We start from the raw sequence: 17,765 nt of genomic DNA, 5'->3' as shown, positions 1-17,765 counted from the left end.
GCGCGGGTCTAGCAGACCCCGCGCGCGATTGCATCACCTCCGACCCATCAGGCCCCGGCCCTCGCCTGCACGTCGAAATGCAGCATCATGCCCATGTCCTCATGTTCGACGAGATGGCAGTGGTAGGGATAGTGGCCAGTATACCCCCGCGGGAAATGCACCAGCAGCTCAAGAAGCTCGTTCGACTGAACCCTCACCGTGTCGTGCCGGGCGATCCTGTCGAAATCGAGCGCGCGCCAGCCGGTCCTGTCCTCGAAGAGGTTGGTGGCCTTGTTCAGCTTCCAGCGCCTCGTGACGACGAAATTCACGAGATGCATGTGGAACGGATGCATGTCGGGCTGTGGTCCGTCGCCAAGATTGCCCAGATTGCTGGTGATATTCGCGACATACCAGCGCTCATAGGTCCCTTCCGTCGGCCGCGACACCTTGCGCCCCTGCGCCGGATGATGCCGGTAGAGATGCGGGTAGCCGAAAACGGGCGGGAAGCCCCCCGGATTGGCGGCCTCCGTCGCGAGACCCCACAGCGGATCGTCATGTCTCGCCGCATGAGGCGGCTGCGGGTCCTCCGGCTCGAAAAAGAAGGCGCGCGCCACCTGATACGGAACCCCGGCGGGCGCGCCGTCGCCCGGCTGGGCGGGGTCCGCGAGCCGGGCGTCGAAGGGGAGCCGGAACACGGAAGGGTCGCTCGCGGCGCTGGTCGCCGGCCGCAGCTCCCAAATCTGCGTATCGCGCCACGGCCCGCCCGTGAAAGGCGACGGCTTTTCGGTCTTTCCGCGCTTGATCGAGTCGTTCATCAAAACGATGAAACGATTGTGCGCAATGGGCGCGCTGGCGGGGTTGGCGGCCAGCGTCGGGGTTTCGCCGGGCAGCGCGTGGAAATGAAAACTGTCGTCGTCCGCGTGGCGGCGAAGAACGCGGTTGACCGTCTTCAGCTCCGGCGCCTGGGGAGCCGGCGCGACGGCCCCGTGATGGCTTCCCGGCTCGACCACCCTGAACTGCATCACATGGGCGAGCGGAAGCGCGGCCTCGCTGCTCGAATAAGCGATGGCGGCGAGCGCCTCCTTGGTCTCGGGCGCGAAGACGGAGTCTTCGTCCGTCTGGAAGATCGGCGCGTCATCGGGACTGCCGGGCGTAAAGCCGGCGAGCGCGAGATTGACGAGATGGAGCGCCGTTCCGGCCGGAACCTGCGAGAGATCCAGCAAGACGTCGAGCCGCTCGCCCGGCGCGAGCAGCAGATAGTCCGTCGCCTTGAGCGGCGCCGCTTCGCTGATGAGGCCCCCGTCATTGCCGATCGCGGTCAGAAGGTCGCCATGCCACACGGCGGAGCCGAGCTTTCCGGACGGGTCCGCAAGGGTGAGCGCATAGGTGCGGGCGTTGGAGCCGTTGAGCAGCCGCAGCCTGTAGACCCCCGGCGCCAGATGCGCATGGGGCCACGGGCGGCCATTGACGAAAATCGTATCGCCGAGAAACTCCGGTCGGCCGTCCGGCTGGCTCCTCGAAAGCGGAACGCCTTTCACATAATCGAAAGCCGTCTCGGCCGGCCGCGTCTCGCTCGGTTCGGCGAAGCAGCGGTCCTGAATGACGAGCGGAAGCTCCTGACCCGCGCCGCCGATCAGGTGGAAAATCTCGGCGTCCGACTCGTCGCGCAGGAAGTAGAGGCCGGCCAGACCGGCGTGAACCTGCTGCGCGGTGTTGTCCATCGCGTGGTCGTGAAACCACAGCATCGCGGCGCGCTGGTCGTTGGGATAGACATATTCGCGATGCGACGGCATGCGGAACGGATTGCCCTCATAGCTCGCCGGCTGCAACGGCCAGCCATCCGCCCCCGGCTGCACCCTGCCGCCATGGAGATGGGTGACGACCCCGAGCGGGTAATTCATCGACTTGAACTGCGCGAACTTTTCGCCGAACTCCATCGGGAAGGGATGGATTGGCGGCATGGCGAGCGCGCGGGCGTCTCCGGCCCTCGCGGGCGGCATCGAGGGAAGCTTGTTGATCCACACCGTCCTGAGCGGGCGCCCGCGTTCGACGTTGATCACCGGACCCAGATAGTTTTCGAGCGTGTCGGCCCGCTCCTGTGGCGAGCCGCTGCGGATATAGCACCATGCATTGGCGTCGCGCGGCGCCGGGACGGCGTCGGTAAGTTTGACGCTGCGCGCTTCCGCCGTGAAGGCGAGCACGCCCCATGCGGCCGTCTGTCCGGTTGTGACGATGTCGAGGGCGGCGAGAGGCAAATGGTTTTCGAACGCCAGAATCACGTCAATTCCTCCGTGAAGACCCGGCCGCCGCGAGAATGACGACTGTATTTGAAACGGCGACAAGGGAACGAATCTTAAACGTGAGCATGATTCGCCCGCAATGTGGCGCTTATGCGCCAAACAGCCGCTTCGCCTCGTTGAGCGCGTAGCGATCGGTCATGCCGGCGATGTAATCCGCGACGACGACCGCCCGCGCGGTCCCGTCCCGGGCGGCGGCGAGCGTCGCCCACTCGGGCGGCATGAGTTCGGGCGTCTCCAGAAAGGCCGGGAAGAGCCGCGAGATGGCGTCGCGGGCGCGCGCCCAGACGCCCATGACCCGCTCGTGGCGATACATGTTGGCGAAGAGGAAGCGCTTGAGATCGCGCTCGGCGGCGGTCATTTCGCCCGACAGGGCGACCATCGTCTCCCCTGCCCCGCGCGCGTCGTCGGCGCTTTTGGGCGCCAGCCGCGCCAGCCGCTCGGCCGAGGTCGCGATCGCATCCTCGACGAAGCGGGTGATCACGCGGCGCACCAGTTCGTGAATCACCCTGCCGCGTTCGAGGCGGGGATGTTTCGCCGCCACTTCTGCCAGCAGGCTCGCGATGAAAGGCGCGCCGGCCGCGATGGCCTCCAGGGTGAACAGACCGGCGCGCAGGCCGTCGTCGATGTCGTGGCCGATATAGGCGATGTCGTCGGCCAGCGCGGCCGCCTGCGCCTCCACGCTGGCGAAGGTGGAGAGGCCGAGCGGATAGGCCGCGTCGAAGTCGAGAATGTAACGGGCGACGGGCCGCAGCCGGGGCGCGCCATTATCGTCGGTCAGCGGCCCATTGTGTTTCACGATGCCCTCGAGCGTCTCCCAGGTGAGGTCGAGCCCGTCGTAATCCGCGTATCGGCGCTCCAGCAGCGTGACGACGCGCAGCGCCTGGGCGTTGTGATCGAAGCCGCCATAGGCCTTCATGCAGCTTTCGAGCGCCTCCTCGCCCGCGTGGCCGAAAGGCGTGTGGCCCAGATCGTGGGCGAGCGCCACCGCCTCGGCGAGGTCTTCGTCGAGGCGAAGCGCGCGGGCCAGCGCGCGGGCGATCTGCCCCACCTCGATCGTATGGGTGAGCCGGGTGCGGAAATGATCGCCGTCGAGCGGCACGAAGACCTGGGTCTTGTGCGCGAGGCGCCGGAAGGCCGTGGAATGAATGATCCGGTCACGGTCGCGCTGGAAGGCGCTGCGCGTCGGCGACGGCGACACGGCGAACAGCCGCCCGCGCGAGGCCGTGGCGTCGCAGGCGTATGGCGCGAGGGGCTGGCGAAGCGCCACGGTCGGGCTCCAGTCGTTGAAAGGCCGGACGTTCGGACCTATTTTGCAGCGCATAGCCCGCGACTTCGGGCGGACGCAAGAAGACACGAGGACGATCGCATGACAAATAGCCCGGCCGAGGACATCGCCCTCACCGACCAGGCCGCGAAGAGAATTGTCGCGCTTCTCTCCAACGAGACGCCAGGCGCGGTGTTTCGCGTCTCCGTCGAGGGCGGCGGCTGCTCCGGCTTTCAGTATAAATTCGCCATTGACCACGCCCCCGCCGGCGACGACGCGCTCGTCGAGCGCGCCGGCGCCCGGGTCGCGATCGACCCGGCGTCGCTCGGCTTTCTCGCCGGCGCCCGAATCGACTTTGTCGACGATCTGATGGGCCAGTCCTTCCGCGTCGACAATCCCAACGCCGTTTCGTCATGCGGCTGTGGCACGAGCTTTTCGCTCTGACGCGCCGGCCGGCGTAGACTCCGGCGCGACGGGCGAATCGGATCGCAGCGCGGGAGGAAACATTGGACGCTCTTTTCGTCGGGCACGCCTATATCGACGTCACCATGCTCGCCGACGCCATGCCGGCCGGCGACGAGAAGGCGGTGGCGCGCGACTATGCGGTGAGTTTCGGCGGCAACGCCGTGACCGCCGGATTCGCCTGCGCCAAGCTTGGCCATGACGTTCATATCCTGACGACTCAGGCCCGCGACTGGCTCGGCCACATGTTCGCGGAAATGGCCGACGCCTATGGCGTCCGGCTGCATCCGCGGAAAGTGGCGCGCTCCTCGCTCTCCTTCGTGCTGCCCAACGACGGGAAGCGCGCCATCCTGCGCGCCCGCGACGATCATTATCTCCAGCCCTTCATCCGTCTGGATATTTCCGACGCCCGCCTCCTCCATCTCGACGGCCATATGGCCGACGCCGCGATTCATTACGCCCGCGCCGCCCGCGAAAGGGGCGTGCTGGTCTCGCTCGACGGGGGTGCGCTGCGCCCGCGAATCGAGGAGCTGATCGACTTCGTGGACGTCGCCGTGGTGTCCAGGAAACTGTGCGAGCAGATGTCCTTCACCGAGGGCGAGATGCTTGCCTGGCTGAAATCGAAGGGCTGCCGCGTGGGCGCGGTGACGGTCGGCGAAGAGGGCACCTACTGGTACGAGGGCGCCGCCGCTCCGCAGCACCTGCCGTCCCTGAACGTCCCGGCCGAAAAGGTTGTGGATACTTCGGGCGCCGGCGATGTGTTCCATGGGGCCTATTGCGCCTCCTATCTGGAGCGGTCCGGGGCGTCCTGGCAAGACCACTTCGAATTCGCAAGAGCGGCTTCCGCCCATAAAATCCAGCACTTGGGCAATGAGGCGGGCCTGCCCAGCCGCGAGGACGTGGCGCGCGCGAAGGCCACGTTCCCCCCGGCGCCCGCCGGGCTTGGCCAGGACGTTTTCGAAAAGCGCTGAAAGGGGCTTGGCAAATCGAAACGCGCCTTGTATACGCCCCTTCACCAACGACGTTCCCCGATAGCTCAGCTGGTAGAGCACGCGACTGTTAATCGCTAGGTCGTAGGTTCGAGTCCTACTCGGGGAGCCACTTCAATCGAAAATATCTCCACGATTGAGCGCGACGTGAGCGGCGCTCTCGGCGTCGTCTGCTAGCGGCAGGTTCGCCGTGTCGTCGTTCCTTCGAAGACCGGGGAAACAAAGCCCCGGAACATGCCCTTGGCCTCAAGAGCTTTTTTCAGACAAGCTTGTTGGCGTCTTGCTTGTCCAGCGCAGAGCCCCATTCTCAATGGCGCTGGGGCAAAGCAAAAAGAGAGGGGAGAGAGCAAATGGGTAAGCTCGCTCTTTGGACCGCTGCGTTTGTGCTCGCAGTCGCAGGTCCTCCCGCAATGGCGCAGGACGTCGGCGGCCACTATCGACACATGCACCGCGATTGGAGCCAACAGCAGGGACGCCACACACATAGCGTCTGCTGGGAGTGGGATCCCGGCAAGGGATGGGTATGGGTCTGCCGCTAACGGCGCCGGCTACAGAGCGATGCGCCGCCAGCGGCGCGCGGCGGCGAAAGCGAGCGCAATCGTCGGGAGGAGGACGCCCAGTATCGGGGTGAGGATCGCCGCCCCCGGCGCGCCCTCGACGCCGAAACGCGGCAGGGAATCATAATCGATTGCGGTCATCGCCGCGCCGGCCTGCGCGCGGGTGAGGAAGAAGGCGCGCCATTCGACGTGAAAGGCGCTGATCCGGTCGAGAAAGTCGCGGTAGCGCGCTTCGCTTGTTCCGCCGATGTCCGCCAGCGCCCGATAGGCGTGCAGTGTGGGCGAGAGAAAGCCCAGCCGGTCGGCGAGCGCGCGCTGGCGGGCGAGCTGCGCGTCATGTTGCGCGATCACGCCTTCGACACGCTGGAAAGCCGCCTCCTGCGTCGCGAGGCGGCGCAGTGTTCCTTCCCGCGCGCCGCCGCGCTTTTCGCCGGGATGCTCCTCCAGATAGCGGGCGAGCGCGGCGTCGCGGGCCTTGTCGGCGTCGGTCGACGCCGCGCGGGCGGCAAGCGTCATGTCGATGCGCGAGGGCGCGGGATGCGTGAAGGCCGCAAGGCTGTTGATCGCGGCGGGCGCAATCAGCGCGATGCCCACCCAGGCGCCAATGAGCGTCAGCGCATTGAAGGCCGAGCTTTCGCCATAGCCGTCGACGACGGCGGCGAGCGCGGCCCAGAACAGGCCGTAGACGAGAATGACCGACTCGAGGCGCAGGAAACCGCCATCGAGCAGCGCGCCAGCGCCAGCGAAAACGGCGACGCCCACGGCGGTCGTCACCAGGATGACGCCGATCGGCCCTGCGATGCGCGCGCAGAACTTGCCCCCCAGCGTCGCGCCCGGTCGTCGCGCCGCCGCGAGCGTCATGGCGAGCGTGCCCTGTTCGCGCTCCCCCGCCAGCAGATTGAACGCCAGCGCGAGGATGACGAGCGGATAGACATAGGCGACGACGAAGGCGAGGTCGGTCGCTCCTATCGACAGATGCGCGGGATTCTCGATCTCCTCGGCGAACAGGAAACTGTCCTTGGAGCCGGTCGTCACTTTCACGGCCGGCGGAAAAAGATCGCTCTGGCCGGTCGCGACGAGCGCCAGCGGCCACGCGACCGGCGCCGCGACGCGCGCGGCGGGACCGGCGCCCATGAAGGCGGCGTTGCGCGGATCGCGATAGGCTGGAGGCTCCTCCTGCGTCTCGCCCGCTTCGAGTCTGGCGAGGTCCTTCTTCAGGCCCTCGATGCGCTGCGTCTCGTCGGCGCGGGCGGCGGCGGCGATCTCCGTCTGCGCCGAAACCCGCGCCGCGCCCGCGTGAAGCGACAGCACCGTCACCGCCGCAAGGGCGATCAGCGCCAGCCACACGGCGCGCTCGCGCGCGAGGATCAGCGCTTCGGCGCGAAGGCCGACGAGGAAGGCGATCATAGCGGCCTCAGACGGCGCGCGGCCTGGCGCGCAAAAAGGAAGGTGAGGAAAAGCCAGCCGGCAAGCCCGGCGACGGCCTCGTGACCGCCCGCGAGCGCGACTCCGGCGTTGGGCGCCGCATAGGAGAAAGACGCGATGCGCGCCCACAACTCCGGCCCCGCGACATAGGACGCGTCGCGCTGGAAGTGGATGATGTTGTCGCTCACCTCGTTCTGGATCACGCGGCGGTGAGCTTCCGCCGCGGAGGCGAAGTGGAATTGCGCCCGGCTGTCCGAGCCCGCGAAGGCCATGGACAAGGGCCGCATGGCGAGAAGCGGAAACAGAACGCCTGCCGCCTCGGTCAAGGCGTCCTGCCGCTCGAAGGCGGCTTGCAGCGTCCCAAAATGCTTATCGTAAATGGCGTAGCCGTTTTCATCGTCCTTGCGCAGCGCGAGGCCGCGAAAGCTCACCGGCAGATCCTCGACGCGCTCGACGCCGTAGTGCTTTAGCGTCTCATCGCGAAACGCCCTGAAGGCCGGATGCGTCTCGTCATGGCCAAAGCTTCTCGCCTTGTCGCGGGCGATCGCGGCGCGAAATTCCTGCGCGGTCGGAGTCGGCGCAAGCGCGCGGGCGGCGTCAGCGGCCAGGCGCGGCGCCGCGAGGGAGTTCACGAACCAGAAGGCGAGCAGCGTCACCAGCGCGCTGCGGCCGGTTTTCGAAACGGCGGAGATGCCGAGCGTGAGAAAGGCGAAGCCCGCAAGATAGACGCCATAGCCGAGCGCCAGCGCGCCGAGGCGCAGAAACTGATCGGCAAGAGAAAGTTTCGTCGTGTCGGTCAGGAGCGCGAGGGCGAGCGCCGCGCCGGCCGCCGCCGGCGCCAGCAGCACGAAAGTCGCAAAGACCAGCGCCAGCGCCTTGCCGGCGAGGAGATCGCCCGGCCTTGCGCCAAGACTGAGGAGCTGTTTCAGCGTGCCGCTCTCGCGCTCGCCGGAAAAACTCGCAAAGCCCGCGAGCACGACGATCAGCGGCGCGATGGTTTGCAGGATGAAGGCGAGCGACAGGCCGCCGAGCCGCGCCGCGACGCCCGCGTCGCGCGCGGAACGGAACTGCGCCTCGTTCTGCTTGTGCGCCTCGAGCCAGACGGCCGCGCCGACATAAGGGTCGACCCCCGGATCGGCGAGGGCGAGCGGGCTCGACGGCTTGAAGGCGTATTGACCGAAATGGGCGGCGGCGTGCGGATTCTTGGCGCTCTGGCTCGTCCACAGCGCCCGATCGGCCGCCGCCGCGACGGCGCGTTCGCGCGTGACGCGGGCGTTCTCCATGGCGCCGAAAGCGAGCGCGGCGGCGATCAGCAACAGGGTGAGGACGAAAAGCGCGATCAGCCGGCGGTCGCGCCGCATCTCGAGAAGTTCCTTCGCCGCAATGGCCCGGATGACTCGCCAGCGGCTCGTCGCGGGCGGGCTCGCGGCGGCGCTGGAAAGAGCGAGTTCGCTCACGCCGCGCCTCCTTGCGCGAAGAGGGCGAGGTCCGCCTGGTCGAGTCCCAGATGACCAAGGTCGTCGGCGCCGAAGACGCGCGCGAGCTTCCCGCCCGACATGATGCCGACGCGCGTGCCGCATTGCCTGGCGAGGAAGACGTCGTGGGTGACCATCAGAATGGCGAAGCCGTCCTGACGCAGCCGGCTGATCAGCGCGGCGAATTCGCTTGCCGCGAGCGGATCGAGGCCGGAGGTCGGCTCATCGAGCCGCAGCGCCCGCGCGCGTCGCGCCAAAGCGATTGCGACGCCGACTTTCTGGCGCATGCCCTTGGAATAGGATTTCACCGGGCGGCGCGCCGCTTCCTCCGTCAGGCCCGCGGCGAGGAGAAGCGGCAGGAGCTCGCCCGCCGGCGTGGGCGCTCCGGCGATTTCGGTGAAGTAACCAAGATTTTCCAGCCCCGTCAGCGCGCCGTAGAGCATCACCGTCTCGGGAATATAGGCGAGCTTCGCCCGCGCCCCGAGCGGGTCGCTCGCGCTGTCGAGTCCGCCGACGAGCGCCTGTCCCTCCGAAGGTTGCAGAAAGCCGAGGAACAGATTGACGGTGGTCGTCTTGCCCGCGCCGTTGGGGCCAAGCATGCAGAACACTTCGCCAGGGGCGACGGTCAGATTGAGGCGATCAAGCGCCGGGGCGAACGCTCCCTCATAGCGCTTGGTCAGCTTGCGCGCTTCGAGCATGCCGCATCCTTTCGGCGCCGCGCGTGTGGCCTCGCGTCGGACGCCATGTGTGAAGGCGGACAGGCTGCGATGAAATCACTGGATGGTCAAGGCAAGCGCCGCGATCTCCGCTCCCAAAGGTCGGAGATCGCGTGCTGTCTTCCGCTCAGGCCGTCTTCGGGTGAGGCGCGCCGATATAGGGAAACACGCTGAGAAGGTCGGTATGAGGCTTCAACCCATCATGAGGGATTTCGCCCTTCGACAGGAAGGCCAGTCTGTTGTTCAACACATCGTCGGTGAGAAGCCTGCCGTTGGGATAGCCCGCGGGCTTCGAGGGATCGAAGCTCAGCATATCGGGCAGAATGCCTTCGGCGTCGATCGCGCGAACCGCTTCGTCGTCCGAATAATCGCCCGTATGGCCCATCAGATGAACGAACTGGGCAAGCCAGCGATTGCGATCATTGACCGGCTCGCTGGCGTTGTACTCTTCCTTCGTGTCGTCGGTGTTGAAGAAACTGCTGACGGAGGGATGCCCTGCCCTGTCCACATGCAGAAGCTTTCCGTCGCGGCGCAGGCTGCATCTGCCCCAGACGCGAATGAGCGGCCTCGGCTCAAGCTCCGCCGTCGGCAGTTCGATGACCATCGAGCCGACATTGGCTTCGAGATTTGAATCGATCCCCGTCCACGGGGCCTTGCCGCCCATTTGCGGAGACGTGAAATTGCGTCCGCCCTTGGTGTCGTAAAGCTTGAGAATGCCGTCGAGGTCGAAGAAGAAGGCGTCGCCTCTGCTTCCCGCGAAAAAGCGATACGGTCCGGCCGCAACGATCTGCGGCGCGCCCGCGAACGAGACCTCCGCATCGGAGATGATCTTCTGGCCGACCGCCTCGGCGGAGCGCGCTTCGGCCCCCTTCGCGATGAAGACGCTTGCTGTCTGCCGTCCATCCGTCACCGGCGAGAACACATAGCTGATCGCCACATCGGTCAGGCAGTCGCCGTCAGTGTCGATATTCAGCCGGTAAATGGCGTCGGGGTGAAATCCGTCCGCCGACGGGTTCGCATTGAGGATGATGACCGTCCGCGTGCTGTCCGCGGGAGACTGAAACACATAAAGGTCGCAGAGATCGAGCCGCTGGTCGTCGAGCGGCGGGCCAAGGCTGAGCCCGGTGAAATGATTGGACATGATGCTGCCCTCCAATGTCGCAACGCATATATGTCGCCCCCGCAGAGAGAGCGATTGAAGCCATGATCTTGATTTTCCGAAACTGAAAACGCGCTCTTCGCAGCGCGGACAGGCCATGACGCGGCCCGTATTGGCGGGCCGCCATTTCTCGGTAGAGGTGAGGCTAACGCGGCCTCAGCCAGAACGACCCCGAGGAGGCTTGTCCTCGGGACGTTCCCAAACAAGGAGACCGATCACATCACCAGCGGCGATAGCGGTAACGCCATCCACCGGCCTGTCCGCCGGCCCTGCAACCGCCATAGGGGCCACGGTGCCCGTAAACGCCGCAACCGCCGTACACTTTCTCGATGGGAGCCTGAACGGCGTCGGACATCGAGCCCGCCGGCATGGCGTTCGACGCTGTGGGCGCGCAGGCGAAACCAAGGCCAATGACAGCCGCCGCCACCAAAATGCGAGAATACGTCATAAGTTCTCCTCTGGTTGAAATCGGGTTACGCTATCTTGAATTTCGCAGTTGCGCCATTGCGCCAATCCTGATTTTTGCTCGCTCGCCAATCGTTGCAGTCACTTGCTGCGACGCTGACGTTGTCGTAACGCGAAGCGAACAAGAGGAGACGCGAGCGTGATCCCCTGGTCCCTGATCGACACGGCGCAAATACCGGGCGGCGGCGCGCTGCGGCTCATGCGCCGGGGCGCCGAATTCTCGATCATGCTGGGCGACAACGAGCTGATGAACAGTCGCCTCAGCGGGTCCGAACAGGCGCTCGCCACGCTTTCCTGCGAGAGACTGCATGACTGCGCGGCGCCGCGCATCCTCATCGGCGGGCTGGGCATGGGGTTCACCTTGCGCGCGATGCTCGCGACGCTCGGCGCGAGCGCGCGGGTCGACGTCGCGGAACTCGTTCCGGCGGTCGTCGCCTGGGCGCGCGGTCCAATGGCTGAGCTGCATGGGGCGAGCCTGACCGATCCGCGCGTGTCGATTCAGGAAGCCGATGTGGGCCAGCTCATCCGCAGGACGCGCGCCGGCTATGACGCCATCCTGCTCGACGTCGACAATGGTCCCGACGGTCTCACGCGCGAGGAGAACGACGGCCTTTACACCATGGCGGGACTAACGGCCGCGCGCGACGCTCTCCTTCCCGGAGGAGTCCTCGCCGTCTGGTCCTGCGCGCCGGATCGCACTTTCACGCAGCGGCTGCACAGGGCCGGCTTCGGCGTCGATGAGGTCAAGGTGCGCGCCAATGGCAAGAAAGGCGCCCGGCACATCGTCTGGATCGCGACGCGCGATCGCGGAAAGCGCCCGCCGGGCTGACTCCGGACCGCGCTCACCTCTCCCTTGGCGCCTTTTTCTGATTTGGCTTTTTCGCGTTCGGCTTTGCGCCTTCCGGCGGCCGCGCGCGTCCTGGCGACGGGGCGCTCGATCGTTCGGCGCGAATATTGTCGCCGCTCGGGCGCGCCATATTGGCGGCGAAATCCGCCGCGACCGCCTCCGCGATTTCCACCTTCGTCTCGAAGTCGAAAATGCGGATCGCCCCGATGTCCTGCCTGGTGACGTTTCCGCGCCGGCACAGCATGGGCAGCAGCCATTTCGGATCGGCGTTCTTCTTGCGGCCGATGTTGAGGCGAAACCACGCCGTCTCGCCCGGCGGACCGGCCGCATGCGAACGCTTGCCCGGCGCCTCGCGGGTGGGCGCGTCCCTTCCCGGATGCCGCATCTCGCGTCGCTGGGGCGCCTCTCCGGGGTCCTCCACCTGCTCGATCGCCGGAAGGCGCGATCGGTATAGACGGACCAGCGCCGCGCCGAGCTGCTCGGGCGTGCGCTCGGCGAGAAGCAGACTCGCCATGCGGATATCCTCCTCGCTCGGGGCCTCCGTCATCAGGGGGTCCTGAAGCATCCGCTTCTGGTCGAGTTCGTGGATCTCCTCAGCGGTCGGCGGGCCGCTCCATTGGGCGTGAACGCCCGCTTCGGCGAGCAGGCGTTCGGCGCGGCGGCGGCGCGACGCCGGCGCCAGCAGAACGCTGACGCCCTTGCGGCCGGCGCGTCCCGTGCGGCCGCTGCGGTGCTGCAAGGCTTCCGTGTCGTGCGGAAGATCGGCGTGGATCACGAGCCCGAGATTGGGCAGGTCGATGCCGCGCGCGGCGACGTCGGTCGCGACGCAGACGCGCGCACGTCCGTCGCGGAGCGCCTGCATGGTGTGATTGCGCTCGTGCTGGCTAAGTTCACCCGATAGAATGACGGCCGCAAAGCCCCGTTCGAGCAAAGTCGCGTGCAAATGTCTGACCGCCTCGCGCGTGTTGCAGAAGACGATCGCGGTCGCCGACTCGAAATAACGCAGCAGATTGACGGTGACGTGCTCCGTCTCGTTCGGCGCCACGCGGACAGCTCGGTATTCGATGTCCGCGTGTCCCCGCTCCCCGCCAGCGACGTCGATGCGCCGCGCGTTGCGCTGATAGCGCTTGGCGAGCGCCGCGATGCCTTTCGGCATGGTCGCCGAGAACATCAGCGTTCGCCGCTCGGGCGGCGCGGCTTCCAGAATGAATTCCAGATCCTCGCGGAAGCCGAGGTCCAGCATTTCGTCCGCTTCGTCGAGGACGATGGCCCCGAGCCCTGTCGTGACCAGGCCGCCACGCTCGATGTGATCGCGGAGCCGGCCGGGCGTGCCGACAACGATCTGCGCGCCTTCAGAAAGCTTGCGGCGTTCGAGACGCGCGTCCATGCCGCCCACGCAGGCCACGATCCGCGCCTGCGCATATTTGTAAAGCCAGCCGAGCTCCCGCTCGACCTGCAAGGCAAGTTCGCGCGTCGGCGCGACGATGAGCGCGACCGGCTCTCGCGGCGGCGCGATGGTCCCGGCGTCGCCAAGAATGGCCGACGCGATGGCCAGCCCATAGGCGACAGTCTTGCCGGAGCCTGTCTGCGCCGAAACGAGGATGTCGCCGCCCTCGGTCTCGCTCGCCAGAACCGCCGCCTGCACGGGCGTGGGGGAGATGTAGTTCCGCTCCGCGAGCGCGCGGGCGAGCGAGGCGTCCGTTTGAAAGAAAGTCACGCGGTCAGTAGCCTGGAAAGGTAGGAGAGACGCCGGCAGGGTGTGCCTTCGGCGGATGGGCGCGCCCTCCACGGATCGTCGCGTTTCGATGGCGCTGAACCCGCCGGCGCGAGAGGCGGACCCTCTTGGAGCACGCTTCCCTCCCGGGCGCAACCATAACCATCCTTCTCGCGCGGCGCTCCTCAGCGTTCGCGCTTCAGCCGTCCGACACGGTTGGCCAATTGGGTGAAGGACTGGTCGGCGCTTCCTGCCGACGACTGAAGCGCCTGCCTCAGATATCTGGCGGGAAAGCTGATCGCCTCCATATTGGCGTCACGCAATTGCGCGGCGCGCTCGGTGTCCGCGGCGAGCTTCTGTTCCGTCTCCAGGAGGAGCGTCTCAAGCTCGCGCTGTTCGAAAACGCCCTTTTCGCGCAGCGCGGCGAGCAGGGCGGAGAGGACGACGTATAAACCCTCGAGCTGAAGATTGGCGGTGTTCATTCTTGTGCCCCGGAAAAGCAAGTCGAACCTGAGGAGGCGACGCGCGGGCGGCCGCTCGCACATGATCTAGGGCATGAGACGCTCGGGGTAAGCGACCGCCACGCGGAATGGGCGCGCCGTCCAGATTGTCTTGCGCTCTTCACCATGGCTGCACTTGGCGCTGGACGAGACGGGACGGCGCGTGGAAGCTTCAGCGCCCCCAGAGCCACGATCGGAGTTAAGCGAGCGCCGAGGCGGCTCCGCGCCGAGGCGGCGCTTTGTCGACTGTTTTCATGCCCGATCCGCCGGGCTTGTCCGTCGGCGCGTGTGTCCGATAATGTGCGCTTATCGGACAGCCGTGCAGGAGCACAGCCGCCTGTCCGTCCGCCCCAGAGGATCATATGGCGCAAGACCCCGACCTCGACGCCAGCGACGCCCCGGCGACAGGCGCCGAGGCCAACACCCCTGCCCTGTCCGACCCCCGCCTCACCCGACTCGCCGAGACAGCCAGAACATACGCCCGCGCCGCTCGCTCTGAAAACACGGTGCGCGCCTATGAGTCGGACTGGCGGCGCTTCGCGTCCTGGCTGCGCCGCAACGGCTTTCCCGAAACCCCGCCAGACCCGCAGACCGTCGGCATCTATCTCGCGGCGCAGGCCGAGGCCGGCGTCACCGTGTCCACGCTCGAGCGTCGCCTGTCCGGCGTTTGCTGGCGCTACCGCCAGCTCGGTCTGCCGCTGGACGCCGCCGACCCGCATGTTGCAACGGTGCTTGCCGGCATTCGCCGCAAACATGCCCGCCCTCCGGTCCAGAAGGAGGCGATTTTCGCGGATGAGCTGCTGGCCATGCTCGCCACGCTGGAGATGGACCTGCGTGGACTGCGTGACCGCGCCATTCTCGCCATCGGCTTCGCCGGCGGCCTGCGTCGCTCCGAAATCGTGGGCCTCGACTGTGGTCCCGACCAGAGCGAGGACGGAACCGGCTGGATCGAGATCGTTCCGGCCGGCGCGACGCCCGGCAACGACGGCGGCGTCGTGCTGCAACTCTGTGGCAAGACCGGCTGGCGCGAGGTCGAAATCGGCCGGGGCTCGCGCCCGGAAACCTGCCCCGTCGCCCTGCTCGAGACCTGGATGCGGCTCGGGCGCATCGCCCATGGTCCTCTGTTTCGCTCGATCGCGCGCAAGAATGGCGGCGTCGCGGCCGAACGACTCTCCGACAAGCATGTCGCCCGCCTTGTCCAGAAGACGGCGCTGGCCGCCGGCATCCGCGGCGATCTGACGGAGGGCGAACGCAAGCGCGCCTTCGGCGGTCACTCCCTGCGCGCCGGTCTGGCGTCCTCGGCGCAGATCGAGGAGGCGCATGTGCAAAGGCATCTCGGCCACGCCTCTCCCGACATGACGCGCCGCTACCAGAGGAAACGCGACCGGTTTCGGGTCAATCTCACCAAGGCCGCGGGACTTTAAGAGGAACCGCGCGCCGCCGTCGCCTATTGACGACGGCCGATCAGGCCGGCGAAGAAGCCAGGGTCCAATCCGCCCCCCCACAAGAGGCCAACAGTCGGCGCGCCCATGAAAATTCTGATTCTCCTCGCCTTCGTCCCGGTCACCCTGACAGCGATCATTCTGCTCGTGACGCGCGGACGCGCATTCGCGCCCTATGTCCTGCTGGGTCTTGGCGCGGCCGCCATGGCGGCGGCCTATGCTTACAAGCCGAACGACCTCATGTTGCTGTACATCGGCGCCATTCCGGCCTCCGTCGGCCTCGTCTGGACCCTTTTGCATCACAGCGAGGACTGACGGGTCCAATGCTTGCGCTGTCGCAAAAAATTCGTTGAGCACGAATAAGATATAAAGATTGCAGCCCAAACTGGGGCGCAACCCGAGACTGGAGCGTTGCGCCCTGCTAGGTTGTGTCCAGTTTGCGCTATTGGATGCGATTTTCCATGGACACGCCAAAGAAAAGCACACGCGGTTTCGCTTCGATGGACCCCGAGAAGCGTCGGGCCATTGCGGCCAAGGGAGGCAAGAGCGTCTCGGCCGAAAACAGGAGCTTTGCGAAGAATCGGTCTCTGGCGGCGGAGGCGGGCCGCAAGGGCGGCAAATCCGTCCCGGCGGAAAGCCGCTCTTTCGCGAAGGATCCCGCGCTCGCCGCGAACGCCGGCAAGAAGGGCGGCCTGGCCGCCCAAGGCGGACGCGAGGCCAGGCGCATGCGCCCCGAGACGGGGCAAGGATAGGAAAAGGAGCGTCATGAAGGCGATCGTCTGCGGCGGGCGGAACGTCGGACGGGCGCGTCAGACCACAACGGGCGTCGACGCAGGCGGAGAAATCCGGCGCGCGTCGGCGGAGAGGAAGTTCGTCGCCGACAAGATGAGCGAGCTGCACGCTGCGCAGCCGTTCACGCGCATCGTCGGCGGCAATGAGGGCGGCGCGGAACGGCTCGCCACCCATTGGGCCACGATCAACGGCGTCCCGATGTCTTCCGTCGAACGCAGGAACAGCCGGGAAACCACCATCCAGCGAAATATGAGAATGCTCAAGGAGCACGCGCCCGAACTGGTTGTCGCGTTCGGCGGCGGCGAGAGCACGGAGGCCTTGCTCGCGGAAGCCCAGAGAACGGGCGTCGCCGTGCTCAGGATCGACATCCCCGAATTTTGACATCCCGCGCCCTTTTGCTCATTGCCATCGGCGTCGGCTTTCGCCCGATGCGGCGTCTGTCCGCGCCGTCAGCCCGAGGGGTGTGAGAGCATGTCGAGCATCGCCGTCGTCAACGCCGGCTCCTCCAGCATCAAATTCGCCATCTACGGCGTCGCCGACGCCCCCACTCTCCGGCTCAAGGGGCTGATCGAGGGGATTGGCGCAACCCCGCGGGCGCGGCTCTCCGACGCCGGCGGCGGGGTTCTGCTGAAGGAGGATTTGCCGCCGCAGGGGTTCGACCACGCCGCCGCGACGCAGACCATGATGCGCCTCGTCGCGCCCTGGCTCGACGGACACGACATCTCCGCCGTCGGCCATCGGGTGGTGCATGGCGGCGGGGAGTTCGCCGCGCCCGTGGTGCTGACGCCCGAATCGGCGGAGAGGCTCGCGGCCTTCATCCCGCTCGCGCCCCTGCATCAGCCGCACAATCTCGCCGTCATTCGCGCCATGCTGGCGGCGCATCCGGATTTGCCGCAGGTGGCCTGTTTCGACACCGCCTTCCATCAGACCCAGCCGCCGCTCGCGCAGGCCTTCGCCCTGCCCCGCAAATACGCCGCCGATGGAATCAGGCGCTACGGCTTCCATGGCATTTCCTACGAATATGTCACGGGCCGGCTGAAGGCGCTGGCGCCGGAGATCGCCAGCGGGCGCGTCGTCGTCGCCCATCTCGGGAACGGCGCGAGCCTCTGCGCCGTCATGGACGGGCGCAGCGTCGCCACGACCATGGGGTTCACGGCCGCCGATGGGCTGATGATGGGCACGCGCTGCGGCGCCATCGATCCCGGCGTGCTCGTGCATATGATCGACCAATATGGCATGGGCGCCCGCGAGCTGGAGGATCTGATCTATCGTCAGTCCGGCCTGCTCGGCGTCTCTGGCCTCTCCTCCGACATGCGCACGCTGCGCGCCGCCGACGATCCGGCGGCGAAGGAGGCGATTGCGCTGTTCGTCTATCGCATCCTGCGCGAAATCGGTTCGCTCGCGGCGGCGCTTGGCGGTCTCGACGCCCTCGTCTTCACGGCCGGCATCGGCGAGAACGACGCGAAGACGCGCGCGGAGGTCGCGGCCGGCTGCGCCTGGCTGGGGCTCGAACTGGATGAGCCAGCCAATCTTCGTGGCGACCTCACGATATCCGCCCCCGATTCGCGAATCGCCGTTTTCGTCATCCCGACGAATGAAGAGCTGGAAATCGCAAGAAGCGTGATGCGCCTCATGAGCGATCGGTGACGCGCCGCCCGCGTGACGCGCCGGGCGACCGT

Annotated in this window: 17 protein-coding genes and 1 tRNA gene; 9 read left to right on the top strand and 9 right to left on the bottom strand. The window is 66.9% G+C overall.

Going from position 1 to position 17,765, the window contains the following annotated elements; all coding sequences use genetic code 11:
- Positions 1-47 precede the first annotated feature (47 nt).
- Both ACR652_RS19830 and ACR652_RS19825 read right to left on the bottom strand, forming a co-directional pair.
- Positions 48-2,258, bottom strand: a complete 2,211-nt coding sequence (locus ACR652_RS19830; protein ID WP_434508196.1) for a multicopper oxidase family protein — start codon at positions 2,256-2,258, stop codon at positions 48-50.
- A 109-nt stretch (positions 2,259-2,367) separates the two neighbouring features.
- The gene (locus tag ACR652_RS19825; protein WP_434508195.1) at positions 2,368-3,546 is read right to left on the bottom strand and encodes a deoxyguanosinetriphosphate triphosphohydrolase; all 1,179 of its coding nucleotides are present in this window, start codon (positions 3,544-3,546) and stop codon (positions 2,368-2,370) included.
- A 99-nt stretch (positions 3,547-3,645) separates the two neighbouring features.
- Here ACR652_RS19825 and ACR652_RS19820 point away from each other — a divergent pair, with 99 nt between their 5' ends.
- From ACR652_RS19820 to ACR652_RS19810, 3 genes are all read left to right on the top strand, one after another.
- On the top strand, positions 3,646-3,987 hold the full coding sequence (locus tag ACR652_RS19820) for a HesB/IscA family protein (protein ID WP_434508194.1): 342 nt from the start codon (positions 3,646-3,648) through the stop codon (positions 3,985-3,987).
- 62 nt (positions 3,988-4,049) lie between these two features.
- Positions 4,050-4,976: a PfkB family carbohydrate kinase gene (locus ACR652_RS19815; protein ID WP_434508193.1), complete on the top strand. Its 927-nt coding sequence runs from the start codon at positions 4,050-4,052 to the stop codon at positions 4,974-4,976.
- 54 nt (positions 4,977-5,030) lie between these two features.
- A tRNA-Asn gene (locus ACR652_RS19810) sits at positions 5,031-5,106 on the top strand.
- 436 nt (positions 5,107-5,542) lie between these two features.
- Here the strand turns inward: ACR652_RS19810 and ACR652_RS19805 are convergent.
- The 5 genes from ACR652_RS19805 to ACR652_RS19785 all read right to left on the bottom strand — a co-directional run bounded on the left by ACR652_RS19805 (position 5,543) and on the right by ACR652_RS19785 (position 10,774).
- The gene (locus ACR652_RS19805) at positions 5,543-6,958 is read right to left on the bottom strand and encodes a DUF3526 domain-containing protein (protein WP_434508192.1); all 1,416 of its coding nucleotides are present in this window, start codon (positions 6,956-6,958) and stop codon (positions 5,543-5,545) included.
- On the bottom strand, positions 6,955-8,433 hold the full coding sequence (locus tag ACR652_RS19800) for a DUF3526 domain-containing protein (RefSeq protein ID WP_434508191.1): 1,479 nt from the start codon (positions 8,431-8,433) through the stop codon (positions 6,955-6,957). The genes ACR652_RS19805 and ACR652_RS19800 overlap by 4 nt, the downstream gene beginning before the upstream one ends.
- Entirely contained in the window at positions 8,430-9,149 is a 720-nt protein-coding gene (locus tag ACR652_RS19795; protein WP_434508190.1) for an ABC transporter ATP-binding protein, read from the bottom strand. The genes ACR652_RS19800 and ACR652_RS19795 overlap by 4 nt, the downstream gene beginning before the upstream one ends.
- A gap of 145 nt (positions 9,150-9,294) precedes the next feature.
- A complete protein-coding gene (locus ACR652_RS19790) occupies positions 9,295-10,308 on the bottom strand; it encodes a DUF4331 family protein (protein ID WP_434508189.1) in 1,014 nt (337 codons plus the stop codon).
- Positions 10,309-10,546: 238 nt separating this feature from the next.
- Entirely contained in the window at positions 10,547-10,774 is a 228-nt protein-coding gene (locus ACR652_RS19785) for a GCG_CRPN prefix-to-repeats domain-containing protein (protein WP_434508188.1), read from the bottom strand.
- Between the two features lie 156 nt (positions 10,775-10,930).
- Between ACR652_RS19785 and ACR652_RS19780 the strand changes: the two genes are divergently transcribed.
- Entirely contained in the window at positions 10,931-11,620 is a 690-nt protein-coding gene (locus ACR652_RS19780) for a spermidine synthase (protein ID WP_434508187.1), read from the top strand.
- 13 nt (positions 11,621-11,633) lie between these two features.
- Here the strand turns inward: ACR652_RS19780 and ACR652_RS19775 are convergent, their stop codons facing one another.
- Both ACR652_RS19775 and ACR652_RS19770 read right to left on the bottom strand, forming a co-directional pair.
- Entirely contained in the window at positions 11,634-13,355 is a 1,722-nt protein-coding gene (locus tag ACR652_RS19775) for a DEAD/DEAH box helicase (protein WP_434508186.1), read from the bottom strand.
- 182 nt (positions 13,356-13,537) lie between these two features.
- Complete coding sequence (locus tag ACR652_RS19770; protein WP_434508185.1) at positions 13,538-13,834, bottom strand: hypothetical protein; 297 nt, start codon at positions 13,832-13,834, stop codon at positions 13,538-13,540.
- A 380-nt stretch (positions 13,835-14,214) separates the two neighbouring features.
- Between ACR652_RS19770 and ACR652_RS19765 the strand changes: the two genes are divergently transcribed.
- The 5 genes from ACR652_RS19765 (at position 14,215) to ACR652_RS19745 (ending at position 17,733) form a co-directional block, all read left to right on the top strand.
- Positions 14,215-15,276: a tyrosine-type recombinase/integrase gene (locus ACR652_RS19765; protein ID WP_434508184.1), complete on the top strand. Its 1,062-nt coding sequence runs from the start codon at positions 14,215-14,217 to the stop codon at positions 15,274-15,276.
- Positions 15,277-15,381: 105 nt separating this feature from the next.
- Positions 15,382-15,609, top strand: coding sequence for a hypothetical protein (locus ACR652_RS19760; RefSeq protein ID WP_434508183.1), 228 nt, complete (start codon positions 15,382-15,384; stop codon positions 15,607-15,609).
- Between the two features lie 146 nt (positions 15,610-15,755).
- Positions 15,756-16,046 (top strand): general stress protein, encoded by a 291-nt coding sequence (locus tag ACR652_RS19755; RefSeq protein WP_434508182.1) that lies wholly within the window; start codon positions 15,756-15,758, stop codon positions 16,044-16,046.
- Between the two features lie 13 nt (positions 16,047-16,059).
- Complete coding sequence (locus ACR652_RS19750) at positions 16,060-16,467, top strand: hypothetical protein (RefSeq protein WP_434508181.1); 408 nt, start codon at positions 16,060-16,062, stop codon at positions 16,465-16,467.
- 90 nt (positions 16,468-16,557) lie between these two features.
- Positions 16,558-17,733, top strand: coding sequence for an acetate/propionate family kinase (locus ACR652_RS19745; protein ID WP_434508180.1), 1,176 nt, complete (start codon positions 16,558-16,560; stop codon positions 17,731-17,733).
- Positions 17,734-17,765: the final 32 nt, after the last annotated feature.

The sequence above is a fragment of the Methylocystis sp. genome (genome assembly GCF_051061225.1).
Taxonomy (GTDB): Bacteria; Pseudomonadota; Alphaproteobacteria; order Rhizobiales; family Beijerinckiaceae; genus Methylocystis.
The sequence above is the reverse complement of the archived record's forward strand: the minus strand, read 5'-3'. Positions and strand labels throughout refer to the sequence as shown.